Origin of the sequence: Caulobacter zeae (assembly GCF_002858925.1) — a bacterium.
Classification (GTDB): domain Bacteria; phylum Pseudomonadota; class Alphaproteobacteria; order Caulobacterales; family Caulobacteraceae; genus Caulobacter; species Caulobacter zeae.
Map to the genome: position 1 here is coordinate 103093 of NZ_PJRS01000001.1, position 24472 is coordinate 127564.

24 protein-coding genes and 1 pseudogene are annotated in these 24472 nt (G+C 69.9%); 9 read left to right on the forward strand and 16 right to left on the reverse strand.

Features of this window, described 5'->3' with window-relative positions; translation table 11 throughout:
* Positions 1-2: 2 nt before the first annotated feature.
* The 3 genes from SGCZBJ_RS00485 (at position 3) to SGCZBJ_RS00495 (ending at position 4592) form a co-directional block, all read left to right on the forward strand.
* A complete protein-coding gene (locus SGCZBJ_RS00485) occupies positions 3-800 on the forward strand; it encodes a GIN domain-containing protein (RefSeq protein ID WP_101716076.1) in 798 nt (265 codons plus the stop codon).
* Between the two features lie 56 nt (positions 801-856).
* On the forward strand, positions 857-2287 hold the full coding sequence (gene tldD, locus SGCZBJ_RS00490; RefSeq protein WP_101716077.1) for a metalloprotease TldD: 1431 nt from the start codon (positions 857-859) through the stop codon (positions 2285-2287).
* Between the two features lie 280 nt (positions 2288-2567).
* A complete protein-coding gene (locus SGCZBJ_RS00495; RefSeq protein ID WP_101716078.1) occupies positions 2568-4592 on the forward strand; it encodes a TonB-dependent receptor plug domain-containing protein in 2025 nt (674 codons plus the stop codon).
* Between the two features lie 120 nt (positions 4593-4712).
* On the opposite strand, the gene SGCZBJ_RS00500 is transcribed toward SGCZBJ_RS00495, so the two are convergent.
* From SGCZBJ_RS00500 to SGCZBJ_RS00515, 4 genes are all read right to left on the reverse strand, one after another.
* Entirely contained in the window at positions 4713-7286 is a 2574-nt protein-coding gene (locus tag SGCZBJ_RS00500) for an HWE histidine kinase domain-containing protein (protein WP_101716079.1), read from the reverse strand.
* A 91-nt stretch (positions 7287-7377) separates the two neighbouring features.
* Positions 7378-8109, reverse strand: coding sequence for a DUF4908 domain-containing protein (locus SGCZBJ_RS00505; protein WP_240621361.1), 732 nt, complete (start codon positions 8107-8109; stop codon positions 7378-7380).
* Positions 8110-8435: 326 nt separating this feature from the next.
* Positions 8436-9158, reverse strand: coding sequence for an acetoacetyl-CoA reductase (gene phbB, locus SGCZBJ_RS00510; protein WP_101716081.1), 723 nt, complete (start codon positions 9156-9158; stop codon positions 8436-8438).
* Between the two features lie 124 nt (positions 9159-9282).
* Complete coding sequence (locus SGCZBJ_RS00515) at positions 9283-10458, reverse strand: acetyl-CoA C-acetyltransferase (RefSeq protein WP_101716082.1); 1176 nt, start codon at positions 10456-10458, stop codon at positions 9283-9285.
* A 221-nt stretch (positions 10459-10679) separates the two neighbouring features.
* Between SGCZBJ_RS00515 and phaR the strand changes: the two genes are divergently transcribed.
* Both phaR and SGCZBJ_RS00525 read left to right on the forward strand, forming a co-directional pair.
* On the forward strand, positions 10680-11363 hold the full coding sequence (phaR, locus tag SGCZBJ_RS00520; RefSeq protein ID WP_101716083.1) for a polyhydroxyalkanoate synthesis repressor PhaR: 684 nt from the start codon (positions 10680-10682) through the stop codon (positions 11361-11363).
* A 59-nt stretch (positions 11364-11422) separates the two neighbouring features.
* Entirely contained in the window at positions 11423-11758 is a 336-nt protein-coding gene (locus SGCZBJ_RS00525) for a hypothetical protein (RefSeq protein ID WP_101716084.1), read from the forward strand.
* On the opposite strand, the gene SGCZBJ_RS00530 is transcribed toward SGCZBJ_RS00525, so the two are convergent.
* From SGCZBJ_RS00530 to SGCZBJ_RS00540, 3 genes are all read right to left on the reverse strand, one after another.
* Positions 11755-12078 carry a DNA-binding protein gene (locus SGCZBJ_RS00530; RefSeq protein WP_101716085.1) on the reverse strand — a complete coding sequence of 108 codons (324 nt, stop codon included), beginning with the start codon at positions 12076-12078 and terminating at the stop codon, positions 11755-11757. The two genes, SGCZBJ_RS00525 and SGCZBJ_RS00530, sit on opposite strands and share 4 nt — an antisense overlap.
* Before the next feature lie 381 nt (positions 12079-12459).
* Positions 12460-13728, reverse strand: coding sequence for an acetyl-CoA C-acyltransferase (locus SGCZBJ_RS00535; protein ID WP_101716086.1), 1269 nt, complete (start codon positions 13726-13728; stop codon positions 12460-12462).
* Positions 13729-13809: 81 nt separating this feature from the next.
* A complete protein-coding gene (locus SGCZBJ_RS00540; protein WP_101716087.1) occupies positions 13810-14466 on the reverse strand; it encodes a sulfite oxidase-like oxidoreductase in 657 nt (218 codons plus the stop codon).
* A 9-nt stretch (positions 14467-14475) separates the two neighbouring features.
* Between SGCZBJ_RS00540 and SGCZBJ_RS26420 the strand changes: the two are divergent.
* Positions 14476-14628, forward strand: a pseudogene (locus SGCZBJ_RS26420) (hypothetical protein); the annotation flags it as partial.
* A 3-nt stretch (positions 14629-14631) separates the two neighbouring features.
* Here the strand turns inward: SGCZBJ_RS26420 and SGCZBJ_RS00545 are convergent.
* Together SGCZBJ_RS00545 and SGCZBJ_RS00550 are read right to left on the reverse strand one after the other, a co-directional pair.
* Positions 14632-15057, reverse strand: a complete 426-nt coding sequence (locus SGCZBJ_RS00545) for a hypothetical protein (protein WP_101716088.1) — start codon at positions 15055-15057, stop codon at positions 14632-14634.
* A 172-nt stretch (positions 15058-15229) separates the two neighbouring features.
* Positions 15230-15970 (reverse strand): glycosyltransferase family 2 protein, encoded by a 741-nt coding sequence (locus SGCZBJ_RS00550; RefSeq protein WP_101716089.1) that lies wholly within the window; start codon positions 15968-15970, stop codon positions 15230-15232.
* A 55-nt stretch (positions 15971-16025) separates the two neighbouring features.
* Between SGCZBJ_RS00550 and SGCZBJ_RS00555 the strand changes: the two genes are divergently transcribed.
* Entirely contained in the window at positions 16026-17786 is a 1761-nt protein-coding gene (locus SGCZBJ_RS00555) for an ArnT family glycosyltransferase (RefSeq protein ID WP_117590360.1), read from the forward strand.
* The gene (locus tag SGCZBJ_RS00560; protein ID WP_101716090.1) at positions 17783-18688 is read left to right on the forward strand and encodes a hydroxymethylglutaryl-CoA lyase; all 906 of its coding nucleotides are present in this window, start codon (positions 17783-17785) and stop codon (positions 18686-18688) included. Before SGCZBJ_RS00555 ends, SGCZBJ_RS00560 begins: the two co-directional genes overlap by 4 nt.
* Before the next feature lie 27 nt (positions 18689-18715).
* Here the strand turns inward: SGCZBJ_RS00560 and SGCZBJ_RS00565 are convergent, their stop codons facing one another.
* Positions 18716-19420 (reverse strand): glycosyltransferase family protein, encoded by a 705-nt coding sequence (locus SGCZBJ_RS00565; RefSeq protein ID WP_101716123.1) that lies wholly within the window; start codon positions 19418-19420, stop codon positions 18716-18718.
* A 69-nt stretch (positions 19421-19489) separates the two neighbouring features.
* Positions 19490-20365, reverse strand: coding sequence for a bifunctional regulator KidO (locus tag SGCZBJ_RS00570; RefSeq protein ID WP_101716091.1), 876 nt, complete (start codon positions 20363-20365; stop codon positions 19490-19492).
* Between the two features lie 100 nt (positions 20366-20465).
* Between SGCZBJ_RS00570 and SGCZBJ_RS00575 the strand changes: the two genes are divergently transcribed.
* A complete protein-coding gene (locus tag SGCZBJ_RS00575) occupies positions 20466-21464 on the forward strand; it encodes an XdhC family protein (protein ID WP_101716092.1) in 999 nt (332 codons plus the stop codon).
* A 169-nt stretch (positions 21465-21633) separates the two neighbouring features.
* Here the strand turns inward: SGCZBJ_RS00575 and moaC are convergent, their stop codons facing one another.
* The 5 genes from moaC to moaA form a co-directional block, all read right to left on the reverse strand.
* The gene (moaC, locus tag SGCZBJ_RS00580; protein ID WP_101716093.1) at positions 21634-22101 is read right to left on the reverse strand and encodes a cyclic pyranopterin monophosphate synthase MoaC; all 468 of its coding nucleotides are present in this window, start codon (positions 22099-22101) and stop codon (positions 21634-21636) included.
* A 13-nt stretch (positions 22102-22114) separates the two neighbouring features.
* Positions 22115-22663 carry a molybdenum cofactor biosynthesis protein B gene (gene moaB / locus SGCZBJ_RS00585; protein WP_101716094.1) on the reverse strand — a complete coding sequence of 183 codons (549 nt, stop codon included), beginning with the start codon at positions 22661-22663 and terminating at the stop codon, positions 22115-22117.
* Positions 22664-22737: 74 nt separating this feature from the next.
* On the reverse strand, positions 22738-23178 hold the full coding sequence (locus SGCZBJ_RS00590) for a molybdenum cofactor biosynthesis protein MoaE (protein WP_101716095.1): 441 nt from the start codon (positions 23176-23178) through the stop codon (positions 22738-22740).
* Positions 23175-23414 (reverse strand): molybdopterin converting factor subunit 1, encoded by a 240-nt coding sequence (gene moaD, locus SGCZBJ_RS00595; RefSeq protein WP_101716096.1) that lies wholly within the window; start codon positions 23412-23414, stop codon positions 23175-23177. Before moaD ends, SGCZBJ_RS00590 begins: the two co-directional genes overlap by 4 nt.
* A gap of 3 nt (positions 23415-23417) precedes the next feature.
* Positions 23418-24437: a GTP 3',8-cyclase MoaA gene (gene moaA, locus SGCZBJ_RS00600; protein WP_101716097.1), complete on the reverse strand. Its 1020-nt coding sequence runs from the start codon at positions 24435-24437 to the stop codon at positions 23418-23420.
* Positions 24438-24472: the final 35 nt, after the last annotated feature.

Consider the following 24472-nt stretch of genomic DNA (forward strand, 5'->3'; position numbering starts at 1 on the left):
CCATGATCCGCAACCTGACCATCATCGCCGTCGCCAGCTTCGTCCTGGCCGTGGCCTGCCTGGGAACCGCCTTCGCCATCGGCGGCCGCGACCTCGTCAAGCAGGGCGGCTGGAACTTCCCGGCCAACATCCACATCGAGGACGACGACGGCCGCGTCACCATCCGCCGCAACGGCGACGTGACGATCGAGGACCACGGCCCCAACACCAGCCGCCAGATCGCCTGGACCGGCGGCGAGGCCCTGCGCATCGACCTGCCCGCCCGGGTGATCTACACGCAAGGGCCCAAGGCCGACATCACGGTCGAGGGCCCCGAAGGCCTGGCCCGCCGCGTGGTGCTGACCAACGACCGCCTGCACTTCGACGGCGACGGCCAGGGCCGCGGCTTCCGTTTCGACCGCCACGGCATGCAGACCTTCGCGGGCAGCGACGACCTGGTGATCCGCATCACCGCCCCGGCCGTGCGCAAGTTCACCCTCAACGGCTCGGGCGACCTGGACATCCAGTCCTACGACCAGCCGGACCTGTCGCTGACCCTCAACGGCAGCGGCGAGGCCTACGCCTCGGGCAAGACCGCCAAGGTCGACCTCCGGATCGCCGGCTCGGGCGAGGCTGAACTGACCGCCCTGACCGTCACCGACGCCAAGGTCGCGATCGCCGGCAGCGGCGAGGCGAAGCTGGGCCCCACGGGCGAAGCGGACGTGCACATCGCCGGCAGCGGCGACGTCACCCTGACCGAGCGTCCGGCCAGCCTGTCCAAGTCGATCGCCGGTTCGGGCGACATCAACGAAAGCTGGTGAGCGATCCGGGGGCGGAGGGAGATGACGCGGGGCCTGCAAGCGCCTACCTTACAGGAATGACCGCTCCCCTCTCCGCCCCCTCCCTGCTGGACGCCGCCGGCGTCGACCCGCAACGCGCCCGCGCCATCCTCGGCGAGGCCCTGGCCGGGGCCGACGACGGCGAACTGTTCCTCGAGCGGTCCGAGAGCGAGGCCTTCGTCTTCGACGACGGCCGGCTGAAGACCGCCTCCTACGACTCCGGCGAGGGCTTCGGCCTGCGCGTGGTGGCCGGCGAGACGGCCGGCTACGCCCACGCCTCGGAAATCTCCGAGGCCGCCATCGGCCGGGCGGCCTCCTCCGCCAGCCTGGCCAAGCGCGGCTACGCCGGGATCTCGGCCGAGGGCCCGCGCTCGACCAACGAAAAGCTCTACGGCGAGGACGACCCCGTTTCCTCGCCCGCCTTCTCCGACAAGGTGTCCCTGCTCCAGGAGATCGACGCCTTCGCCCGCCAGCGCGACCCGCGCGTCGTGCAGGTGCTGGCCAGCCTGGCCGGCGAGCGCCGCGTGGTCGAGATCCTGCGCGCCGACGGCAAGCTGATCCGCGACGTGCGCCCGCTGGTGCGCCTGAACGTCCAGGTCACCGTCGAGAAGGACGGCAAGCGCGAGGCCGGCTCGTCCGGCGCCGGCGGCCGCGCCGGCTTCTCGGCCTGGATCAGCCCCAACAAATGGCAGGGCCAGGTCGACGAGGCCCTGCGCATGGCGCTCGTGAACCTCGACGCCGTCGCCTGCCCGGCCGGCGAGATGGACGTGGTGCTTGGCCCGGGCTGGAACGGCGTGCTGCTGCACGAAGCCGTCGGCCACGGCCTGGAAGGCGACTTCAACCGCAAGGGCATCAGCGCCTTCTCGGGCCGCATCGGCGAGCGGGTGGCCGCCAAGGGCGTCACCGTCTTCGACGACGGCTCGATCCCCGGCCGCCGCGGCTCGCTGACCATCGACGACGAGGGCACGCCGACCGAGCGCACCATCCTGATCGAGGACGGCATCCTCGTGGGCTACATGCACGACCGCATGTCGGCCCGGCTGATGGGCATGCAGGCGACCGGCAACGGCCGCCGCCAGTCCTACGCCCACATGCCGATGCCGCGCATGACCAACACCGGCATGCTGGCGGGCAACGACGATCCGGCCGAGATGATCGCTTCGATGAAAAAGGGCCTCTACTGCGCCAACTTCGGCGGCGGCCAGGTCGACATCACCAACGGCAAGTTCGTCTTCCAGTGCACCGAGGCCTACCTGGTCGAGGACGGCAAGATCACCGCCCCTGTGAAGGGCGCCACCCTGATCGGCGACGGCCCCAGCGCGCTGACCCGCGTGACCATGATCGGCAACGACTTCGACTTCGATCCCGGCATCGGCGTCTGCGGCAAGGCCGGCCAGGGCGTGCCCGTGGGCGTGGGCCAACCCAGCCTGAAGATCACCGGCCTGACCGTGGGCGGGACGAATATCTAGCCGGGAGATCCTTCCCCTCTGGGGGAGGTGTCGCCGAAGGCGACGGAGGGGGGCCGTTTTCAGCTTCCGCTGAACAGGGCCGGATTTCGACAGGCTCCCCCCCGATCGCTACGCGATCGCCTCCCCCTCTGGGGGAGGCCTCTCCGGACGAAAACTGGACGCTTCCGTCCATTGATATCCATTATTTAATCCACATTTCAAGCTTGTAACTTTCCCTCCCGATAGCCAAAGGCCCAGTTTGCCAGCCACGCAACTGGCGGGGGCCAGGGGACGGAAAGACATGCAGTTCGGATCGCTTTTCGCGGCCCTCGCGGCCGCAACGCCCGAGGCCTCGGCCCAGGCCCCCGTCGTCGCCGCGGCGACGGAAGGCGTCACCCGCTATCCCGCCGCCTTCTTCGCCGACCGCCAGCCGCTGTCGGCCTACGACATGGTCGTGCGCGTGCCCGGCTTCACCTTCGACGGCGGCGACAGCGTGCGCGGCTTCGGCGGCGCGGCCGGCAACGTGCTGATCGGCGGCCAGCGCCCGGCCACCAAGAGCGAGTCCCTGGAGGACGCCCTGCGCCGCATCCAGGCCAGCCAGGTCGACCGTGTCGAGATCATCGTCGGCGGCGCCCCAGGCGTCGACATGCAGGGCAAGAACGTCGTGGCCAATGTCGTGCTGCGCGCCGACGCCAAGGGCTCGACCCTGCTGGCCGTGGCCAGCTCGTTCCAGCAGGACGGCCGCACCACCCCCGCCATGCGCTTCGAGGGCTCGCGCCAGTACGGCGTCAACGCCTTCGACTGGTCGCTGCTGTCCTATCGCTATGTCGACGACGGCGCCGGCGAGGGCCCCAAGGTCGTGCGCCGGGCCAACGGGACCGTCAGCCCCTCCTGGCTGGACGAAACGGGCGGCGGCGACGGCCTGACCGCCAAGGCCAATCTGAAGCGCCCCCTGCTGGGCGGCCGGCTGTCGGTCAACACCGTCTACGAGCGCGAGATCTATGACTGGAGCCTGGAGGACATCCCCCCGACCGGCGGCGACCGCCTGAAGGTCATCGACGCCGACGACCGCGAGGAAGGCGAGATCGGCCTGGGCTGGGAGCGCCCCCTGACCGCCAGGTCGCGCGTCGAGCTGACCGGCCTGCTGCGCCGAAAGCACGTCGACTACGCCAGCACCTTCACCGAAGCCGGCGAAGCCGGGCGCTTCACCTCGGCCCGCGACAGCGGCGAGAGCATCGCCCGCGGCGTTCTGCGCCACACCCAGAGCCCGACCCTGTCGTTCGAGGGCGGCGGCGAGATCGCGGTGAACTTCCTGGAGAGCCAGATCGGCTACCTGGTCAACGGAACGCCCCAGGTGCTGCCGGCCGCCAACGTGCGGGTCGAGGAAAAGCGGGGCGAGGCCTTCGGCGTCGCCACCTGGCGCGCCCATTCCAAGCTGACCCTGGAAGGCGCCCTGCGGCTGGAGCGCTCGACCATCTCGCAGACCGGCGACACCAACCTCGAAAAGTCGTTCACCTATCCAAAGCCGCGCCTGTCGGTCACCTGGTCGCCCAGCGCCCACGACCAGTTCCGCGGCCGCGTCGAGCGCGAGGTCGGCCAGCTGGACTTCAGCGACTTCGTCTCGTCGACCACCTTCTCGACAGGCCGCGACACCGCCGGCGGCGCCGAGCTGGTGCCCGAGCGGACCTGGGTGTTCGAGGCGGCATGGGAGCGCAAGTTCGGCAAGGACGGCGCCGTGGTGCTGACCGCCCGCCACAAGGAGATCAGCGACGTCGCAGACCGCATCCTGGTGGTCGACAAGGCCGGCAATCTCTACGACGCCCCCGGCAATATCGGCGACGCCGCCGGCGACGAGCTGGAGCTGTCGGTGAACCTGCCGCTGGAGCGCTTCGTCCCCGGCGGCCTGCTGCGCGGCAAGGGAACCTGGACCCGGTCGGAAGTCGTCGACCCGATCACCGGCCGCAAGCGCCGGATCAGCGACCAGGAGCCCTTCGAGGGCGAGCTGCGGTTCTCGCAGGACCTGCCCAAGCGCAAGCTGCAATGGGGCGTCGAGCTGTTCTCGGGCGAGACCGAGACATCCTACGCCTTCAACGAGGTCAGCCGCTTCGAGATCGAGCCGTGGCTCCTGGCCTATGCCGAGGTCAAGCCGCGCCAGGGGCTGTCGCTGCGGGTCGAGGCCCAGAACCTCACCGGCCGCGGCCTCAGTCGCCAGCGCGAGGTGTTCGAGGGCCGCGTCCGCGCGCCCAGCGACTTCGCCTATCTCGACGACCGCCGCGTCGACTTCGACCCGTTCATCTATTTCCGCCTGCGCCAGACCTGGGGCTGAGCCGGACACCAGACAACAAGGCCGCCGCCCGCGCCTCTCGGTCCCCAACCCCAGCGGACAGAAGCGGCCACTGCGAAAGGACCCTGGCTTGCGCCGGGGTCCTTTTTTCTTGGCGGCTCGTCAGGCCTCGCCCGGCCCGACGCCCAGCGAGTCCAGCGCCCGTGCCAGGTTTTCCAGCGTGTAGGGCTTCTGCACCACCAGCCGGCCACGATGGTTCTGCGGCAAGTTGGCCTGCTCGCCATAGCCGGTGGCGAACAGGAAGGGCGTCTTCAGCTCGGCCAGCCGGTCGGCGATGGGATAGCTGTTGCGGTCGCCCAGGTTGATGTCCAGCACCGCCACGGTCGGACGATGGGCCTCGATGTTGTCGAGCGCCCCCTGCACCGTCGCCGCCGTCGTCACGCCGCGCGCGCCCAGGCGGTTGGCGATGTCCTCAGCGTCCAGCGCGATGATCAGGCTATCCTCGACCAACAGCACGTCCTGGCCCTCGAGGATCCTGGACGGCGGGGGGTGGGCGTGCCCCGGGGCCGGGCGGGGGAAGCGGACAGGTCGCGGGCCGCCCTGGCGCGGCTGCGACAGGTGCCGGGCCGGGATGCTGAACACCGCGTGGAAGCCGCGCGGGTCGTAGTCGACCTTCACCTTGCCGCCGAGGTCGTAGGGCACCGAGCGCTCGATGATCGTGGTGCCGAAGCCCTTGCGGGTGGGCGGCGTCACCGGCGGGCCGCCGGCCTCGCGCCATTCCACGGCCAGGTCGCCGCCCGCCTTGTGATGCCAGCCGATGGTCACCCGGCCGCCCTCGGCCGACAGCGCGCCGTACTTGTTGGAGTTGGTGACCAGTTCGTGGAACACCAGCGCCAGGGTCGAATAGGCCTGCGGGTTCAGCGACACCGGCTCGCCCTGCACGACGATGCGGTCGCGCTCGTCGACGAAGGCGGCCGCCTCGGCGTCGATCAGCGCCTGCAGGGGCGCGGGACCCCAGTGGTCGTCGGTGATCTGGTTGTGGGCGCGGGCCAGGGCGTGGATGCGCCCGTCGACGACCTTGACGAACTCGGCGATGTCGCCGCCGGCCGGCAGCGACTGGCGGATCAGGCCGCGGATCAGGCCCAGGATGTTGCGCACCCGGTGGTTCAGCTCGGCGATCAGCAGCTCCTGGCGGGCGCTGGCCTGCTGGCGCTCGGCCGAGGCCTGGTCGGCCAGCCGCAGAACCACTTCGATCAGGGTCGCACGCAGGGTCTCGGCCACCCGGATTTCCGAGCCCGAGAACGGCTGGGACTTGCCCTCGACCAGCTCCTTCCACTCGGCGAAGCTGGCGCGCGGGGTCAGGCGCGGGCCATTGGGGCCGTACTCCATCGGCTTGTGCGGATCGCCGGCCCACCGCACCGAATGGATCAGTTCCTTGCGGAACAGCACCACATAGTCGCGGGGCGAGCGCGAGATCGGGATCGCCAGCAGGCCGGCCGCGTCGGAGGCGAAGCCGTGGGCGTCGTCGATCAGCGAGCCGATATGGTCGGTGGCGAAGACCTTGCCGGCGGCCGTGCCGTTCAGCGCCCGGACGATCCGGCGGAAGTCGTCCAGCGGCGGGACCGTGCCCGAGAAGGCGTGGTTGCCGCCCAGCCACACGCCTACGCCATCGGCCGGGATGGCGTTGGTCAGGATGTCGCCCAGCCAGTCAGGATCCTTCAGCAGGGTCTCGTCCGAGGCGACCGCGCCCAGCAGCTGGTCGGAGATGTCGCGCGCCCGGCGCTCGTACTCCACCGTCTCCTGCCGCTCGCGGCTCTCCAGCCGCATCGAGAACATCTGGGCGAACAGCTCGCTGACCGAGCGCCGCTCGAAGGTGGGGCAGCGGGGCGAATAGTGATGGCAGGCGAACAGCCCCCAAAGCTTGCCCTCGACGATGATCGAGATCGACAGGGACGCCTGCACGCCCATGTTCTTCAGGTACTCGATGTGGATCGGCGAGACCGAGCGCAGCACCGACAGCGACAGGTCCAGCGGCTGGCCGTGCTGGTCGCGCTGCGGGACGATCGGCACGGGCGTGGCGTTGACGTCGGTGATCACCCGCAGGAGGTTGCGGCGATAGAGCTCGCGGGCCTGGACCGGGATGTCCGAGGCCGGATAGCGCAGGCCCATGAACGCGCCGATGCCCGAGCGCACGGCCTCGGCCACCACCTCGCCCGAGCCGTCGGCGGCGAAGCGATAGACCATCACCCGGTCGAACTCGATCAGGGCCCGCACCTGGCGCGCGCCCTCGCGATAGAAGGCGGCGAAATCGGACGCCCCGTCCAGGCGGGCGATCATCGAGCGCACCATGCCGGTGGCGTCGCCATGCTCGCCCGAGGCGGGCTCGGCCTCGATGACGATCTGGCCGCCTGAGAAATGCAGGGCGACGTCGAAGTTGGGACGGCCCGCCACCAGTTCCAGATCGAAAATCCGCTCCACCGCGTCGGGGCCGCGCAGCAGGGTCGAACGGTTGCGCAGGTCGTGCACCGCCTTGGGCTGGAACAGCTCGAACAGCGGCTTGCCGAACAGCTCGGCCGGCTGGAAGCCGATGAAGTCGCCGACATTGGCCGAGGCCCGCGCCACCAGCCAGTCGGCGGTCAGGGCGATCAGGAAGCCGATGGGCTGGATCGCGCCCAGGATATGGATCGGCTCGCGATCGCAGTTGGTCAGGTCGACGGGGGCGGTATCGGTCGGCAAGGCAGGCTCCGGAACGGAAAAAGCGCCTCAAGGAGCTTGGCCGTATGCATGAAGCATCTGGAACGTGGATCGGGCGCCCGGGTTCCGCGCCCTACTTGTCCACCACCTTGATGATGCGGTCGGAGGACGGACGGCCAGCCAGGCCCTTGCCGGCGGCGTAGGTGACGATCAGGGCGTCGTCCTTGATCGTCGCGCCGGGCTTGCGGCCCTCGGCCAGCAGCACGCGGCCGATCCGGTTCAGCAGGCTGCGGTCGCCGTTGCGGGCCATGCGCTCGAAAGCCTCGGCGGTGACGTTGGCGCATTCGGCGACCAGCACCGAGGTCTCGGGCCGGGCGTCCTGCACGGTCTCGAAGCTGACCCGGTGGCGGGCCGCGCGGCTGGCGCGGTCGGCCGCCTGCAGCATGCGCTGGAACAGGGCGTTGGGCGTGATGAAGGCCGGCGGCTGGATGGTCGGGGCCCGGCCCATCAGCGCCGCGGCGGCGCCGGCCGGCCGATCTGGCGTGAACAGGGTCATGCCGCCCAGCTTGGTGGCGCGCAGCACCGGCTCGCCCAACTCGTTCTTATAGATGACGTCGCCGCGCGGACCGGCGTGGGGCGACAGCACCCACACCTCGCTGCTGTTCTCGAACTTCAGCAGGGTAGTCGGGGTGGCGCGGTCGAGCACGAAGGCCCCGCCGCCGTCGGAGACGTAGCGGGCCACCGGCGGCGGCGGCGCCTTTCGAGCCTCGGCGGCGGCGCGGTCGCCGAACAGGGCGTCGCGCAGGCTGTGCTTGGACTGGGCCGCGACGGGCGTGGCGATGGTCAGGCCTGCCAGGGCGAGCATCAGCGTTGCCGCGCAGCCTCCCGGCCCCATCCTTTCCACCGTCGGTCGTATCATGCGAACGGTGATGGTCCCCGACTGGGGCGAATCTTGGACGTGGAGGCGGCGCTTCCTGGCAAGCGTCGCCGTGCGACTTTTCTGCAACGCTTCCCTTGGCGCGCGGCCCCCGCCACTCGCTCCCCATAGAGCCTGCCCGCTTCGGTCGCCCGCAACGGACAAGCAGGCTCGTCCCAAACAGGAAGAGCGCGGCGGTCCGCCACGTGCTCCCGGTTGGCGCGATTGACGCCAACCGGGACCGTCAGGTCAAGACAGAAGGTTCGAGGCCAGCCTCAGGCGAGGTACTGGCCGCCGTTCAGCGACAGGGTGGCGCCGGTGACGAAACCGGCCCGCTCGCCCGCCAGGAACGAGACCATGTCGGCGATCTCCTCGCCCTTGCCCAGGCGGCCGACGGGGATGCCGCCGATGATGCCGGCCAGCACCGTCTCGGGGACGGCGGCCACCATCTCGGTGTCGATGTAGCCTGGGCAGATCACGTTGACGGTGACGCCCTTCTTGGCGTTCTCCAGGGCCAGGGCCTTGGTGAAGCCGATCAGGCCGGCCTTGGCGGCCGAATAGTTGGTCTGGCCGACCTGGCCCTTCTGGCCGTTGATCGAGCTGATGTTGATGATCCGACCCCAGCCGCGCTCGCGCATGCCCTCGATCACCGGACGGGTCATGTTGAAGGCCGAGTCCATGTTGACCCGGATCACTTCCGACCACTGATCGTAGGTCATCTTGTGCAGGAAGCCGTCGCGGGTGATGCCGGCGTTGTTGACCAGCACGTCGACCGGACCCAGCTCGGCGGTGACCTTGGCCACCGCGGCCTGGCAATCCTCGAACGAGCCGACATTGCCCTTCACCACCGTCACGCCAAGCTCCTTGGCGCAGGCCTCGGCGGCCGCCTCATTGCCGGAATAGCCGGCCGCGACCTTGAGGCCGTCGGCCACCAGCCGCTCACAGATCGCCCGACCGATACCGCGCGTGCCGCCGGTCACGAACGCAACTCTAGCCATCCAGTAGTCTCCCGCTGCCGTTACGTCATGGTTGCACGTGGTCGCGTCCGGAGCGCAAGCCCCGGACGCAGTTTGTCACGAAGACTTCTTCCGGGCCCAGACTTCCTGGCCCAGACTTCCTGGCTCAGACGGCCTCGACGCAGAGGGCCACGCCCATGCCGCCGCCGACGCACAGCGTGGCCAGGCCCTTCTGGGCGCCCGAGCGCTTCATCTCGTGCACCAGGGTGGTCAGGATCCGCGCGCCCGAGGCGCCGATCGGGTGGCCGATGGCGATGGCGCCGCCGTTGACATTGACCTTGGCCGGGTCGAGGCCCAGCTCGCGCACCACCGAGATCGACTGGGCGGCGAAGGCCTCGTTGCTCTCGATCAGGTCGAGATCCGAAACGCTCCAGCCGGCCTTTTCCAAGGCCTTCTTGGTGGCCGGGATCGGGCCGGTGCCCATGATTTCCGGCTCGACGCCGGCGTTGGCCCACGAGACGATGCGGGCCAGCGGCTTGAGGCCGCGCTTTTCGGCTTCCGCGGCGCTCATCAGCACCAGGGCCGCGGCGCCGTCATTGAGACCCGAGGCGTTGGCGGCGGTCACCGAGCCGTCCTTGGCGAAGGCCGGCTTCAGGCCCGAGATGCTGTCCAGCGTCACGCCGTGGCGGATGTATTCGTCCTGGTCGACGACGGTGTCGCCCTTGCGGCCCTTGATGGTCACGCCGACGATCTCGTCGGCGAACTTGCCGGCCTTCTGGGCGGCCTCGGCCTTGTTCTGGCTGGCGACGGCGAACTTGTCCTGGTCCTCGCGGGTGATCTGCCAGCGGTTGGCGATGTTTTCGGCCGTCTGGCCCATGTGGTAGCCGTGGAAGGCGTCCCACAGGCCGTCCTTGATCATGGTGTCGACGAAGCCCAGGTCGCCCATCTTCTGGCCGGTGCGCAGGGCCTGGGCGTGCGGGGCCTGGCTCATGCTCTCCTGGCCGCCGACCACGACGATGCTGGCGTCGCCCGACAGGATCTGCTGGGCGCCCAGGGCCACCGCGCGCAGGCCCGAGCCGCACAGCTGGTTCAGGCTCCAGGCCGGGCTCTCGACCGGGATGCCGGCCTTGACCGAGGCCTGGCGGGCCGGGCCCTGGCCGGCGCCGGCCTGCAGAACCTGGCCCAGGATCACTTCGTCGACATCGGCCGGCGTGATCCCGGCCCGCTCCACGGCGGCGGCGATCGCGGTCTTGCCCAGCTCCGCGGCCGGCAGGCTCGAAAGCGCGCCGAGGAAGGAACCCACCGGCGTGCGGGCGGCGGAGACGATGACGATGTCGGTCATTGGCTTTGATTTTCCCGTGACTGTTCCGTGACGCCTTCGCAGGTGCGGCGCCCACACTTTTGCAGTGCAATAGCACCATGCCCAAACGAACGGCGTTCGTCACGAATACATTTTCATGTCATCATCTGGCGTCCAAGTCCTCGCGGGACTGGCGCCCTGGCTTTGCATTAGCGATAGTGCGATGCGAAAAGGCGGGCGACACCGCTGTCCCAGGGAACGAAATGTCCGAGAACCCCGAAAAAGGCGAAGCCGCCCCCGGCGCCGACAAAGTTTCCGCCGAAAAAGGTTCGGGTCAGCGCGTCGTTATCAAAAAGTACGCCAACCGCCGGCTCTACAACACCGCGTCCAGTTCCTACGTCACCCTCGAGCACCTGTCGGACATGGTGAAGGAGGGCGTCGACTTCGTGGTCTACGACGCCAAGACCAACGACGACATCACCCGTTCGGTCCTGACCCAGATCATCTTCGAAGAGGAAAACCGCGGCGGCGGCCAGAACCTGCTGCCCATCCAGTTCCTGCGCCAGCTGATCGGCTTCTACGGCAACTCCATGCAGGCCTTCCTGCCCAGCTACCTGGAGATGTCGCTGGAAAGCTTCTCCAAGCAGCAGGAGCGCATGCGCCAGCAGTTCACCGGCGCTCCGGGTCTGGCCGGCAAGGCCGCCGCGCCGGGCATGGCCATCTACGAAGAGCAGATCCGCCAGAACATGGCCCTGTTCGACCGGGCCATGAAGATGTTCTCGCCCTTCGCCTACAGCCGCCCCGAAGACGCCGCGACCGAGGCGCCCGCCGCCCCGCCGCCGCCCGCGCCGGCTCCGGCTGCCCCCAGCGAGGACAGCCTGGCCGACCTCAAGCGCCAGCTCGAAGCCATGCAGGAACAGATCGCCAAGCTGGCGACCAAGTCCTAATTTCCATCAACCATGACGGCGCATTCGTTCTTAACGGAGGCGCCGCTAGCGTGCCGACCATGACCGGTCCGATCGACCCCATCCGACGCGCGGCGAACGCGCGCCGGGCGCTGGCCGCGCCCAAGGACTCCGACCGCCACGAGGCGGACGGCGAGGAGGTCGTGTTCGTCCGCGACGAGGAAGAGGCCCCGGCCGATCCGCCGCCGCAGCCGCGCCCGCGCGGCCCGTTCGCGGCCTTCGCCGCCCAGGTCATGGGCCAGCCTGGCCAGAAGCGCGGCCTGCGCGGTGGGCAGGAAGTGCTCGACGCGGCGCGTTCGACCTATCTCGGCACGGAATATTCCGGCCCGGCCGACCGTCGTCCCAAGGCGGGCCTGATCAAGAAGACCGAGATCTAGCCGCCAGATCTGGTCGCAAGGGCGGCGACCTGGGCCTCCAGCGCCGCCACCCTGGCCTCCAGCCGCGCGATCCGCGCCGCGGCGGGATCGACCGGCGCCGCATGGGCGCCCACGCCGGCCCGCCGGGCGGCTTCTTCCCAGGAAACCCCGATCATCTCGGCAAAAACCGCCAGTTCGGCCGGTGCGATCTCGCGCTGATCCTTGAAGACCAGCTCCAGATCGGCCGCGCTGAGACCCGCCGCCGCGGCCAGGGCCGGGCGATCCAGGCCCCGCTGCGCCAACCGCGCGTCGTACCAGTCGTGATCGAAGAACAGCGCCATCCCGGATTTCTAGCGCCTCGCGCCGACTTGGCGCCAGTCTTGCTAGGTCGAGGCGCGAGTCTTTCCGGAAAGCGTCACGACCTATGCTGTCCATCCTGATCCGAGCCTTCGACGTGGCCGTCGTCACCCTGATCTTCTCGGTCCTGACCTGACACCGTTTTCCTGACAACGCTTCCCTGCGACAAAAGCGCCGAGCGACATCCATTCGCTTGATCGGAGGGACTGCCGGGTCCAATTTAACCGTGTCGCGTCCACCCCCCACAACGCGACATGCGTACCGCCGGCCCGAGGTTGCCCCTAGTCCTCGGGCCGGTTCTACGTCTGGGGTATCCCAACGACATCGCCCGGTTCACCTCCCATGGAGAGAGAGGCGGACCTCGGCTACGCCGCTTCCAGCAACATCATCGTGCCCTGGCCGCCGTCGGCGCAGATGCTGACGATGGCCTTCTCGCCCTTGCCGCGCGCGGCCAGTTCCTTGGTGGCCTGGCTGAGGATCCGCGCGCCCGTGGCCCCGAACGGGTGGCCCAGCGCGAGACTCCCGCCGGTGGGGTTCATCCGCTCGCGCGGGAAGGCGCCCAGGTCGGCCGCGACCCCGGCCCGTTCGGCCAGGAACTTTTTGCTCTCCCAGGCAGCGATGTGCGACAGCACCTGGGCCGCGAAGGCCTCGTGGATCTCCCACAGCCCGATGTCGGAAAGCGTCAGACCGTTGCGCGCCAGCATGCGCGGCACGCCGTAGGCCGGGGCCATCAGGAGGCCCTCGTTCCTCAGGTCGATGGCGGTGACCTCGTAGTCGAGGATCTTCACGCGCGGCGTGCGTTCGGGCAGGCGGGCCAGGCCCGCCTCCGACGCCACCCAAACGCTGGCCGCCCCGTCGGTCAGCGGCGAGGAATTGCCGGCCGTCAGCGTGCCCTGGCCGCTGGTCTTGTCGAACGCGGGCTTCAGCTTGGCCAGCTTCTCCAGCGTGCTGTCCTTGCGCGGGATGGTGTCGCGGCGCGCCTCGCCCACCGGGATCACCAGGTCGTCGAAGAAGCCGTTCTCCCAGGCGCGCACGGCGTTCTGGTGGCTGGCGAAGGCGATGGCGTCCTGGTCGGCGCGCGCGAGGCCCCACTCCTTGGCGGTGATCTCGGTGTGCTCGCCCATGGAAAGGCCCGTGGTGCGGTTGGCCACCTTGGGGATGAACAGCCTGGCGTCGGCGGCCTTGAAGGCGGACAGCACCGCCAGCCGGCCCTTCAGGTCGCGGGCCTGCTGGAAGCGGCGGATCCAGTCCGACAGCCGCACCGACAGGCCGATCTGCACCCGGCTCATGGCCTCGACGCCGCCGACCAAAGCCAGGTCGCGGCCGCGCCCGTCGATCATGCCGGCGGCCTCGAGCACGCCGGTCATGCTGGTCGAGCAGGCCATGACCGTGGAGAAGGCCGGGATGGTCGGATCCGCCCCGGCGTCCAACAGCACCTCGCGGGCGATGTTGCTCCAGGTGAGGTTCGGGATCACCGTGCCCCAGACCGCGAAGTCGGGCCGCGCCCCTTTCTCCAGCATGGCCTTCACCACGGGGACGGAAAGATCGATGGCGTCGTGGGCGGCCAGGGCCCCGTCGACCTTGGCGAAGGGCGAGCGCAGGCCGGCGGCGAGCCAGAGATTGGAAGCGGTCATGGTGAAACGGCGTCCGTAAGAGGGTCTGTTACCGATAGATAGGGGGCCGGACGCGCCGGCGCTTGTCGAAATCGGCCGCCCTCAGCCGTAGCGTTCCTCGGACCACGGATCGCCGCGGTTGTGATAGCCGCGCTCCTCCCAGAAGCCGGGCTTGTCGGCGGCCACGAACTCGATCCGCTTCAGCCACTTGGCGCTCTTCCAGAAATAGAGGTGCGGCACGACCAGCCGCACCGGACCGCCATGCTCGGGGGCGATCGGCGCGCCTTCCCAGCCGTGGGCCAGCAGCGCGCCCTCGTGGGCGAAGTCGTCGAGGGAAAGGTTGGTGGTGTAGCCGTCGTAGGAATGCAGCACCACGAACCGCGCCTCGTCCCTGGGCGCCACGGCCAGCACCACGTCGCGGGTCAGCACCCCGTCCCAGTGGTTGTCGTAGCGCGACCAGGTGGTGACGCAGTGGATGTCGGAAACGGGCGCGCTCTGCGGCTGGGCCAGCAGGGCCGAAAAGCTCCAGGTCGCCGGCCGCGAGACCAGGCCGTCGATGCGCAGCCGCCAGTCCTCGCGGGAGACGTCGGGCTTGAGGCCCAGGTCCAGCACCGGCCAGTCGCGGGTCAGGTGCTGGCCGGGCGGCAGGCGTTCGCTCTCCGGACGGCTCGTCTCGCCGGTCAGGAACTTGCCAGAGCGCGCCCAGGCTTCCTTGCTGCGGGTCAGCTTGCTGTCTTGCGGCGGCTGGTCGTCGTCCATCAGGGCCTCCTGGCAAGGAGGCTAACGCGCGACGGCTCCAAGGCGCTTGTAGAAACGCCGCATCGCGAAACCCTCGCCCTTCGACGGGCTCAGGGTGAGGATTTCGAGTGAAGCGTCGGCAATAGCCCTCATCCTGAGCTTGTCGAAGGACGAGGGCGGCCGCCCCTAGCGCATCTCGCCGAAGTCGACGTCGCGGCGGGCGGCGACGATGGTGACGATGAAGCCGGCCAGCACGTCCAGCAGCACCATCAGGGTGATCAGGAAGAACACCGAGGTGGCGAACGCCGGCAGCAGCAAGAGCTCCACCAGGCAGACGATGAACAGCACCATCGACAGCGAGTGGTTGATGATCGCCACCTTGCGGCTGGTCGTCGACTTCAGGAGCTCGACGAACAGCACCACCAGCGAGGCGCCCAGCAGGAGATCGCCCCAGCTGACGATCCAGTCGACGCGCGAGGCCATGTGGATGCGGAACAGCTGCTCGCCGAACCGATAGCTGGCCGCGTCCGACGAGAAACCACCGCCGACCGTCAGGGCCAGCAGGTTGTAGATCAGCACCGGCAGGGCCAGCAGCGGAAAGGCGGCGAACATTGCGGTGAATTCCCCCGAAGTCGACTTTCAGGGTTAACCGGTTTTGCGACGCCGGTGAAGCGGGGGCCGCCCATCGCGCGAGCGGATAAGACTTGCGCCTCCCAACCTCCCGTCATTCCCGCCACAAGGGCGGGAATGACGGGAAAATAAAGGAAAGCTGGAGCGCTTACCCCTAAGCCTCGTCGACGCCCTGGGGATTGCGGGCCCGCGACTGCAGCCACATCACGCCGAACAGGTCGCTGACCGAGGCCTTCAGGCGGCCGAAGTTGGTATATTTCGACACGCCCGTTTCGCGGTGACGGTGGTTCACCGGCTGGAAGGCGATCTCGTAGCCCTCGCGCAGCATCAGCGCCGGGATGTAGCGGTGGATGTGATCGAAGTAGGGCAGCCGCAGAAAGGCTTCGCGGCGGAAGGCCTTCAGGCCGCAGCCGGTGTCGTTGGCGGTGTCCTTCAACAGGCGCTTGCGCACGCCGTTGCCGAACTTGGAGGCGAAGCGCTTGGCGTTGCTGTCCTGGCGCTTGACCCGCTCGCCGCCGACCAAAGCGAGCTCGACGGGCGCCGCCTGCAACGCCTTGGCCAGGCGCGGGGCGTCGGCCGGGTCGTTCTGACCGTCGCCGTCCATGGTCACCACGATCGGGGCGCGGGCGGCCAGGATGCCGCTGCGGATCGAGCGGCTCTGGCCCGAGTTCTTGCGGTGGCCCAGCACGCGCAGTTGCGGGATCTCGGCCTTGAGGGCCGTCAGCAGGGCCTTGGTGTCGTCGCGGCTGGCGTCGTCCACGAAGATCATCTCGTAGGACTCGCCGGCGAAGGCGGCGGCGATCTCGCGCGCCAAGGCCGGCGCGGCCCCGCCTTCGTCGAACACGGGCACGACGACGGAGAAATCGGGGGTCGCGGCGGAGTTATCGGATGTCATGGCCGCTTTTACCGCAAATCTCGCGCCATGAAAGGATCGTGCTATTCCAGCACGCATGAGCGCGAACACCAGCCCCGCCCCTACTCTTGAATCCCGTCTCGACGCCTGGTCGCGCGGCTGGCGCGCGCCGGTGTTCGCCGCCCTGGTGGCGCTGATCGCCGGCCTGCCGGGCCTGTTCGCCATGCCGCCGCTCGACCGCGACGAGTCCCGCTTCGCCCAGGCCACGGCCCAGATGCTGGAGACGGGCGACTATGTGAACATCAAGCTGCAGGACCAGCCGCGCAACAAGAAGCCCGTGGGCATCCACTGGCTTCAGGCGGTGGCGGTAGAGGCCGTCTCGGCGCCGGAAGACCGGGGCATCTGGGCCTACCGCATTCCCTCGCTGCTGGGCGCCATGCTGGCCGCCGCCGCCTGCGCCTGGGGGGCCGCCGCTTTCTTCGGCCCGCGCGAGAGCCTGCTGTCGGGCGCGATCCTGGGCGCGACCTTCCTGTTGTCGACCGAGGCCTTCATCGCCAAGACCGACGCGGCGCTGTGCGGCTTTACGACCTTGGCCATGGCCGGCCTGGCGCGGATCTACGCGGCCGGGCTGGCGGGCGAGAAAGCCGGCAAGGGGCCCAAGCTGGCCTTCTGGATCGGCATGGCCATGGCCGCCCTGATCAAGGGTCCCGTGGGTCTGCTGGTCGCCATCCTGGCTATCCTCGCCCTCTGGGCCTGGGACCGCAGGATCGGCTGGCTGAAACAGCTGGGCTGGAGCTGGGGCCTGATCCTGTTCGCCGCCATCGTCCTGCCCTGGGCGACCATGATCACCATCGCCACCGACGGCGCCTTCTGGGGCGCGGCGGTGGGCGAGGACCTGGCCCCCAAGCTGGCCGGCGGCCACGAGAGCCACAGCGGCCCGTTCGGCTACTACGCCCTGCTTTCGCCGCTGTTGCTGTTCCCGGTCACCCTGCTGCTGCCGGCCGCCCTCGTCCTGGCCTGGACCGGCCGCAAGGAGCCGGGCGTGCGCTTTGCCTTGTGCTGGCTGATCCCGACCTGGCTGATGTTCGAGATCCTGCCGACGAAGCTGGCCCACTACACCCTGCCCTCGTTCGGGGCCCTGGCCATGCTGATGGCCGCCGCCCTGCGCAGCCCCCTGGGCCTTGTCCCGCGCATCATCGGCACGGCGCTGCTGGCCCTGGCGGGCGTCGCCTTCGCCGCCGTCTGCGTCGTCGCCTGGAAGACCTACGCCGCGCCCTCGGCCCTGCCGCTGGCGATCCTTTCGGCCCTGCTGTTCGTGGCCGCAGCCGTCGCCGGCGGCTGGCTGATCCTGCGCAAGCAGGCCGCCAAGGCCCTGGTCACCGCAGGCGTCCTGGGCATCCTGGCCCACGGGACCATGGCCGGCCTGCTGGCCCCGCGCCTCGACTCGTTGTGGCTGTCCAAGCGCCTGGCCCGCGCTCTCGAGGCTGCGGACCTCGCCCCCCGCGCCGGGGCCCCCGGCCCGGTGGCGGTGACCGGCTATTCCGAGCCCAGCATGGTCTTCCAGCTGGGCACCACCACCCAGCTGACCGATGCGGAAGGCGCGGCCGACGCTGTGGACGAAGGCCGCCCGGCCGTGGTCGAGGGCCGCGAGGACGAGAAGTTCCGCGCCGCCCTGGCCGCTCTGGGCCACGCCCCGCGCCAGGCCGGCGAGATCAAGGGCCTGAACTATTCCGACGGCGACGACGAGGTGCTGCGCATCTATCGCGGCGAGCCCCGCCGCCACGAAGCCGTCGAAGCGCCCGACGCCGTCACTGGCGCCGAGGCCGCTGCACCCGTCGCCGAGGAGGCCCCGCGATGAGCCGCTTCATCGAGATCGTCGAGGTCGGTCCGCGCGACGGCCTGCAGAACGAGAAGTCGATCCTGACGGTCGAGGAAAAGCTCGACCTGATCCGCCGCCTGGAAGCCGCCGGCGCCCGCCGCACCGAGGTGGTGTCGTTCGTCAATCCCAACCGCGTGCCGCAGATGGCCGGGGCCGAGGAGATCATGGACGCCCTGGGCGGCCCCGATCCCAAGCGTTCGCGCATCGGCCTGGTGCTCAACATGCGCGGCTGGGAGCGCTGCGTGTCGACCGGCTGCGACGAGGCCAATGTGGTGGTCTGCGCCTCGGACGGCTTCGGCGTGAAGAACCAGGGCGCGACGGTCAACCAGCAGCTTGATGCGCTGGCCGCCATCGTCGAGCGCCAGGCCATCGACGGCGGCCCGCCGATCACCGCCACCATCTCGGTGGCCTTCGGCTGTCCGTTCGACGGCGAGGTCTCGGAAGACCAGGTCGTGGCCATCGCCCGCGAGGCCGCGGCCATGAACGTGCCCGAGATCGCCATCGCTGACACCATCGGCGTCGCTGACCCCTGGACCGTCCGCAAGCGCATCGAGGCGGTCCGCGCCGCCGCGCCGGACGCCCGCCTGCGCATGCACTTCCACGACACCCGAAACACGGGCCTGGCCAACGCCTTCGCCAGCGTCGAGGCCGGGGTCGACATCCTCGACGCCTCGGTCGGCGGCCTGGGCGGTTGCCCCTTCGCCCCGGCGGCGACAGGCAACATCGGCACCGAGGATCTGGTCTACATGCTGGAGCGGGCCGGGTTCGAGACCGGCTACGACCTCGACGCCCTGATCGCCATCGGCCGCGACATCAGCGACCGCCTGGGCAAGGCCCCGGCCTCGTCGCTGGCGCGAGCTGGCGGGTTTCCCCCAAGATAAACCTCTCCCGTGGGGACAGGGTAAGACTTAAGCCGCGAACCGGCCCAGGTCCTGCTTGCTCTCGACCAGGTCCAGCACGTCGCCCATGCGGAAGCCGGGGTCGACCGGGTGCAGGGCGTCGTAGATCGAGCGGGCGAAGGCGAGGTCCGCCGGGGTCTTCACGCGCCAGTCCAGGCTGGACCAGTCGCGCACGGCCCGCAGGTGGGCGTGGCGGAAACGGTTCGGCTGGCTGCGGATGGCGGCGGTGGGCGAGATGCGGGCCAGCGGGTCGCGCTCCTCGGCGGCGGCGGTGCGCAGGGCCTGGGCCGAGATCACCTCGACCTCCAGGCCGGCCGGATAGGTGCGGTAAACGCGGTTGGAGGCGTAGTCGGCGCCGGTGCTGAGCGCCAGGCGCACGGTCTGGTCGATCAGGCCGGGATCGACGAACGGCGCGTCGCCCTTCAGGCGCACGATGTGGCTGACGGGGCCGGCGGCCTCGGCGCAGCGGGCGATGCGGTCGAGGATGTCGGCGCCGGCGCCGCGATGGACGGTGACGCCGCGCGAGACCAGGAACCCGGCCAGCGCGTCGTCGGCCGGCTGGTCGCTGGTGGCGACGATGATCTTGGAAAGGGTGGCCGCCTGTCGGATCCGCTCCAGCTGGCGCAGGATCATCGGCTGCCCCTGGAGGGTGGCCATCGCCTTGCCGGGCAGACGACTGGAGCCCATGCGGGCCTGCAGGACGGCGAGGATCATGGCGTTGCCTCCCTTCGAGGCGTTCATCAGGTTCTTTTCTGAACCTTGAGCTTCGAGTCGGGTCCGCCGCTAGGCGACCCAACGTCGCGGGTCGAGGGCCACCGGATCGTCGATGGCCATCTCGTCCCAGTCGAGATCCGGCGGCGGGCTGGAAGCAGCCGCCACCACGGCGGAAAGCTCGGCGGCCGAGGTCACCCCGACGATCACGGCCGAGGCCTCGGGGCGCGACAGGGCGAAGCCCAGAGCGGCCTGCAGCGGATCCGAACGGCCCTCGGCGATCATGCGGCGCACGCGCGACAGGCGGCCCGAGGCCCCCTTCAGCTGGGCCGGCACGCGGTCGGGCGGCAGGAACAGCAGGCCGTTGAGGAAGATCGAGCGAAGCTGCACCTCGACGCCCATGCCGGCGATGCGCTGCAGCGAGCCGTCGGCCAGCAGGCGCTGGTCGAGCAGGCTGGCGGGCGCCTGGATGATGTCGGGCTTGAAGCGGCGCGCCACGCCGACCGGATCGTCGGTGGCGTGGGCGGAGATGCCGATGTTGCGGAACAGGCCCTGCTCGCGCAGGCGGTGCAGGCGGTCCCACATGGCCGGGCCATGGGCGCCGAACAGTTCCGACGGCGATTGAACGACGATGGTGTCGGCGCGCTCCAGGCCCATGCGACGCAGAGAGGCGCGGGCCTCGGCCTCGACGAAGTCGGGGCCGCGGTCGGCGCGGGCGGCGGCCAGGGTCACCCGGCACGAGACCGGACGCGGGATCAGGTCGCCGAGCACGGATTCCGAGCGGCCATAGACGCCCGAGACGTCCAGCACCGACAGGCGGGCGCGGGCGGCGATGCTGAGGATGTCGCGGGCCTCGATCTCGGGAGAGCGCGAACGCGGCGACGCGTTCATGCCGTCCAGTCCGAACTGGGCGGCGGCAAGACCGAGCTTGGAGACGGTGAGCGACATGAACTTCCGCGTCGGATGAAGCACCAATGTCGGAGAGCCTACGCGCCAAGGTTTGAAGAAGGCGTTTCTGGAACCTTGCCGAGGGGTTAAGATCGCGCCGATGGACCTTACCGATCCCGCCGCCGTTTCCGGCCCCGAATGGCCCATGCACGGACTGGCCGACGACATGCGGCCGGCCCTCGAAATCGCCCTGGCTCAGGGCCCCGCGGCCCTGGCCACCATCATCGGGCTGGAAGGCGGCGGCCCGCGTCCGGTGGGCACGCAGATGGTGTTCGCGCAAGGCTTTGTCGCCGGCTTCCTGTCGGGCGGCTGCATCGAGGGCGACGTCGAACTGCACGCACGGGAAGTGCTCGAAACGGGTCTTCCCAAGCGCCTCGTCTATGGCGAGGGCAGCCCCTGGCCGGACATCCGCCTGCTGTGCGGCGCCCGCATCGAGATCCTGGTCGAACGCCTTAACGCCGACGATGGCGCGTTGCGCGACCTTTTGACTCACGCCCGAAAAAGGCGCCCGGCGCTGTGGTTCACCGACGGGACGAAGCGAGTCTGCGCGCCGGTCGGGGCGACGCCGGTTCCGTGGCCCGGCGTGTTCGTGCGCCGCTTCGATCCGGCACCGCGCCTGGTGGTGATGGGCGGCGATCCCACCGCCCTGGCCCTGGCGAGCCTCGGCGTGCAGGCCGGTTTCGAGACCACGCTGGCGCGCCCCAAGGGCCCGATAGCCGCTCCGCCCCTGCCGGGCGTGCGCTACAGCCGCGAGGCGCCGAAGGTCGCCCTCCTCGACGCAGGCCTCGACGCCTGGACCGCCGTGGCGGTGTGCAGCCACGACATGGCGCTCGACCACGAGGCCCTGCTGGCCGCCCTGCCCTCGCCGGCGCCCTATGTCGGCCTGCTGGGGGCCCGGCGGCGCCTGTCCGAACGGCTCGCCGCGCTGAAGGCCGACGGCCTGACGGAAAGGGACTTGGCCAAGCTGCGCGCGCCCATCGGCCTGGATCTCGGCGGCAAGGCCCCTTTCGAGGTGGCCGTGGCCGTGATCGGCGAGATCATCGCCACGCGCAACGGCCAGCCGGCGCTGGAGCGGCGGGCGGAGAGCCTGGCGTACTAACCCACGTCATCCCGGCCGGAGCGAAGCGGAGAGCCAGGAACCAGGGGCGAGCGGCAAGGCGTCGACAGCTGCCAACGGCGCGACCCCGACCACCGCGCCCAGTCCCCTGGGTCCTGGATAAGCGCTACGCGCTTTCCGGGATGACGACGGAAGGGGCTGCAACAAGCCCTCAGGCGCTCCAGTCCCCCGACTTCCCACCGGTCTTCTCCAGCAGCCGCACGGCCTCGATGACCATGCCCTTCTCGGCGGCCTTCAGCATGTCGTAGATGGTCAGGCAGGCTACCGAGACGGCCGTGAGGGCCTCCATCTCTACGCCCGTCGGACCGGTGGTCTTGACCCGCGCGGTCACCGACAGCCCGCCCTCGCCCGGCTCGACCTCGACCATCACCTTCGAAAGCGCCAGCGGGTGGCACAGGGGGATCAGGTCCGAGGTCTTCTTGGCCGCCATCACCCCGGCCAGCTCGGCCACGGCGCGCACGTCGCCCTTGCGGCCCGTTCCGGAAACGGCCAGGGCCAGGGTCTCAGGCGCCATCCGCACGAAGCCCGTCGCCGCCGCCTCGCGGGCCGTGGCGGGCTTGTCGGAGACGTCGACCATGCGGGCGCGGCCCTGGTCGTCGATGTGGGTCAGCTTGCTCACGTCTCGAAGAGCCCTATCGTTCCAGAAGTCGAGGCATCAGCTCGACCATGTTGCAGGGCTTGTGGCGGCTGTCGAGCTGGGCGGCGATCACCTTGTCCCAGCCGTCCTTCACCGCGCCGTTCGAGCCCGGCAGGCAGAACACGAACACCCCGTCGATGATCCCGGCGGTGGCTCGCGACTGCAAGGTCGACAGCCCCACCGTGGCGTAGGAGACGAGGTGGAACACGACCGCGAAACCGTCGATGACCTTGTCGAACAGCGGCTGCAGCGCCTCGACGGTGACGTCGCGGCCGGTCAGGCCCGTGCCGCCGGTGGTGACGATGGCGTCGACCTGCCCGCTCGCGATCCAGCCGCGCACGGTGGCGCGGATCTTCTCGATGTCGTCGCGCACCACCGCCCGGCCGGCGAACTCGTGGCCGGCGTCCTGCACGCGCTCGATCAAGATCTGGCCGGAGGTGTCGGTGCTCTCATCACGAGTGTCGGAGACGGTCAGGATCGCCACCCGCACCGGCTTGAACGGCAGCTCCGGCTTGATCCCGCCGCCCGGGGTGAGGCCTGACATGCGATGCTCCCGCTTCCTTGCTTACCGCGCGACAGGCGCCGAAACCGCTGACACTTTCGGCTGTCGCGCTTTGGTCAATCCCAACGTTGAGCGTCGGTCCTATCCTGAGCTGTCGGCTCGATCCAGCGGGCGCCGGCCGGGCCGTGCTCCTTCTTCCAGAACGGCGCCCGGCTCTTGAGCCAGTCCATCAGGAAGTCGCACGCCTCGAAGGCGGCCCGGCGGTGCTTGGACGCCGTCGCCACGAACACCACCGCCTCGCCCGGCGCGATCTTTCCCACGCGATGGACGATGCGCCAGCTCTGCAAACCAAAGCGTTCGGCGGCTTCGACTGCGAAGGTCTCGATCGCGCTTTCGGTGAAGCCGGGATAGGCCTCCAACTCCAGGATCGACGCGGCCCCGCCCTCGGCGCGGGCCAGGCCGACGAAGCTGGCCACCGCCCCGGTCTCGTCGCGGCCGGCGCAGAAGGCCGTCAGCAGCGCGCCGGGCTCGAACGGCGCTTCGGTCAGGGTGATCATCCGCCGCTCATCGGCGGCAGGAAGGCGACCTCGACGCCGGCCGCCAGAACGGCCTCGCCGCGCACCAGCGTCTTGTCGACGGCCACCTGCACGCCGGGCCCGGCGAGCGCCTCGGCCAGTTCGGCGTCGTCATTGGCGAGGCAGGCGCGCAGGGCGGCCAGGCTTTCCGCCTCGACCTCGCGCTCGCGCCAGCCGGCCTGGTCGGCGAGGCGCCCGAACAGCAGCACGCGGGCCATCGCCTAGCCTCCGGTCGTCGACATGTGGCGAGCCACGGCCGGGCGCGGCGCGTCGACCTGGAAGTCGTGCCCCTTGGGCTTGGAGCCGATCGCCGCGTGGATGGCCGCCACCAGCTCGCCGTCGGTCGCCCCGCCGCGCAGCACGGCCCGCAGGTCGCTGGCGTCGTCACGGCCAAGGCAGGTGTGCAGGGTGCCGGTGCAGGTCAGCCGCACGCGATTGCAGGCCTCGCAGAAATTGTGGCTCAGCGGCGTGATGAAGCCCAGGCGCCCGCCGGTCTCCTCGACCTTGGCGTAGCGGGCCGGGCCGCCGGTGGCGTAGGCGAGATCCGTCAGGGTCCAGTAGGAGGACAGCTCGCGCCGCACGTCGCGCAGCGACAGGAACTGGTCGGTGCGGTCCTCGTCGATCTCGCCCAGCGGCATGGTCTCGATCAGGGTCATGTCGCAGCCGCGCGCGTGCGCCCACTGGATCAGGCCCGGCAGCTCGGCGGCGTTGTCGCGCTTCAGCGCCACGGCGTTGATCTTGACTTGGATGCCGGCCGCCAGGGCCGCGTCGATCCCGCCCACAACCTTGGCCACGTCGCCGCCGCGGGTCAGACGCCGGAAGAGGTCGGGCTTGAGGGTGTCGAGCGAGACATTGATCCGCTTCACCCCCAGGGCCGCCAGGCGATCGGCGTGCTGCGCCAGCTGGGTGCCGTTGGTGGTCAGGGTCAGCTCGTCCAGCACGCCGGACTTCAGGTGGCGCGAAAGGGCCTCGACCAGCTCCATGATCCCCTTGCGAACCAGCGGCTCGCCGCCGGTCAGGCGCAGCTTGCGCACGCCCAGGCCGACGAAGGTCGAGGCCAGGCGATCCAGCTCTTCCAGCGTCAGCACCTGCGCCTTCGGCAGGAAGGTCATGTGCTCGGCCATGCAGTAGACGCAGCGCAGGTCGCAGCGGTCGGTGACCGAAACGCGCAGATAGGTCACTGCTCGGCCGAAGCCGTCGATCAGTCGGGGGCTGTCGTCAGGGGACGTCATATCGGCCATAGGATAAGCCTCCGAAGGCGTCGCGGAAAGGGATC

What these genes read in the sequence shown, in the direction of transcription:
- SGCZBJ_RS00485 (WP_101716076.1), top strand. Translation starts at nt 3, where the DNA reads ATGATCCGCAACCTGACCATCATCGCCGTCGCCAGCTTCGTCCTGGCC.
- tldD (WP_101716077.1), top strand. Translation starts at nt 857, where the DNA reads ATGACCGCTCCCCTCTCCGCCCCCTCCCTGCTGGACGCCGCCGGCGTC.
- SGCZBJ_RS00495 (WP_101716078.1), top strand. Translation starts at nt 2,568, where the DNA reads ATGCAGTTCGGATCGCTTTTCGCGGCCCTCGCGGCCGCAACGCCCGAG.
- SGCZBJ_RS00505 (WP_240621361.1), bottom strand. Translation starts at nt 8,109, where the DNA reads ATGCTCGCCCTGGCAGGCCTGACCATCGCCACGCCCGTCGCGGCCCAG.
- phbB (WP_101716081.1), bottom strand. Translation starts at nt 9,158, where the DNA reads ATGGCTAGAGTTGCGTTCGTGACCGGCGGCACGCGCGGTATCGGTCGG.
- SGCZBJ_RS00515 (WP_101716082.1), bottom strand. Translation starts at nt 10,458, where the DNA reads ATGACCGACATCGTCATCGTCTCCGCCGCCCGCACGCCGGTGGGTTCC.
- phaR (WP_101716083.1), top strand. Translation starts at nt 10,680, where the DNA reads ATGTCCGAGAACCCCGAAAAAGGCGAAGCCGCCCCCGGCGCCGACAAA.
- SGCZBJ_RS00525 (WP_101716084.1), top strand. Translation starts at nt 11,423, where the DNA reads ATGACCGGTCCGATCGACCCCATCCGACGCGCGGCGAACGCGCGCCGG.
- SGCZBJ_RS00530 (WP_101716085.1), bottom strand. Translation starts at nt 12,078, where the DNA reads ATGGCGCTGTTCTTCGATCACGACTGGTACGACGCGCGGTTGGCGCAG.
- SGCZBJ_RS00535 (WP_101716086.1), bottom strand. Translation starts at nt 13,728, where the DNA reads ATGACCGCTTCCAATCTCTGGCTCGCCGCCGGCCTGCGCTCGCCCTTC.
- SGCZBJ_RS00540 (WP_101716087.1), bottom strand. Translation starts at nt 14,466, where the DNA reads ATGGACGACGACCAGCCGCCGCAAGACAGCAAGCTGACCCGCAGCAAG.
- SGCZBJ_RS00545 (WP_101716088.1), bottom strand. Translation starts at nt 15,057, where the DNA reads ATGTTCGCCGCCTTTCCGCTGCTGGCCCTGCCGGTGCTGATCTACAAC.
- SGCZBJ_RS00550 (WP_101716089.1), bottom strand. Translation starts at nt 15,970, where the DNA reads ATGACATCCGATAACTCCGCCGCGACCCCCGATTTCTCCGTCGTCGTG.
- SGCZBJ_RS00555 (WP_117590360.1), top strand. Translation starts at nt 16,026, where the DNA reads ATGAGCGCGAACACCAGCCCCGCCCCTACTCTTGAATCCCGTCTCGAC.
- SGCZBJ_RS00560 (WP_101716090.1), top strand. Translation starts at nt 17,783, where the DNA reads ATGAGCCGCTTCATCGAGATCGTCGAGGTCGGTCCGCGCGACGGCCTG.
- SGCZBJ_RS00565 (WP_101716123.1), bottom strand. Translation starts at nt 19,420, where the DNA reads ATGATCCTCGCCGTCCTGCAGGCCCGCATGGGCTCCAGTCGTCTGCCC.
- SGCZBJ_RS00570 (WP_101716091.1), bottom strand. Translation starts at nt 20,365, where the DNA reads ATGTCGCTCACCGTCTCCAAGCTCGGTCTTGCCGCCGCCCAGTTCGGA.
- SGCZBJ_RS00575 (WP_101716092.1), top strand. Translation starts at nt 20,466, where the DNA reads ATGGACCTTACCGATCCCGCCGCCGTTTCCGGCCCCGAATGGCCCATG.
- moaB (WP_101716094.1), bottom strand. Translation starts at nt 22,663, where the DNA reads ATGTCAGGCCTCACCCCGGGCGGCGGGATCAAGCCGGAGCTGCCGTTC.
- SGCZBJ_RS00590 (WP_101716095.1), bottom strand. Translation starts at nt 23,178, where the DNA reads ATGATCACCCTGACCGAAGCGCCGTTCGAGCCCGGCGCGCTGCTGACG.
- moaD (WP_101716096.1), bottom strand. Translation starts at nt 23,414, where the DNA reads ATGGCCCGCGTGCTGCTGTTCGGGCGCCTCGCCGACCAGGCCGGCTGG.
- moaA (WP_101716097.1), bottom strand. Translation starts at nt 24,437, where the DNA reads ATGGCCGATATGACGTCCCCTGACGACAGCCCCCGACTGATCGACGGC.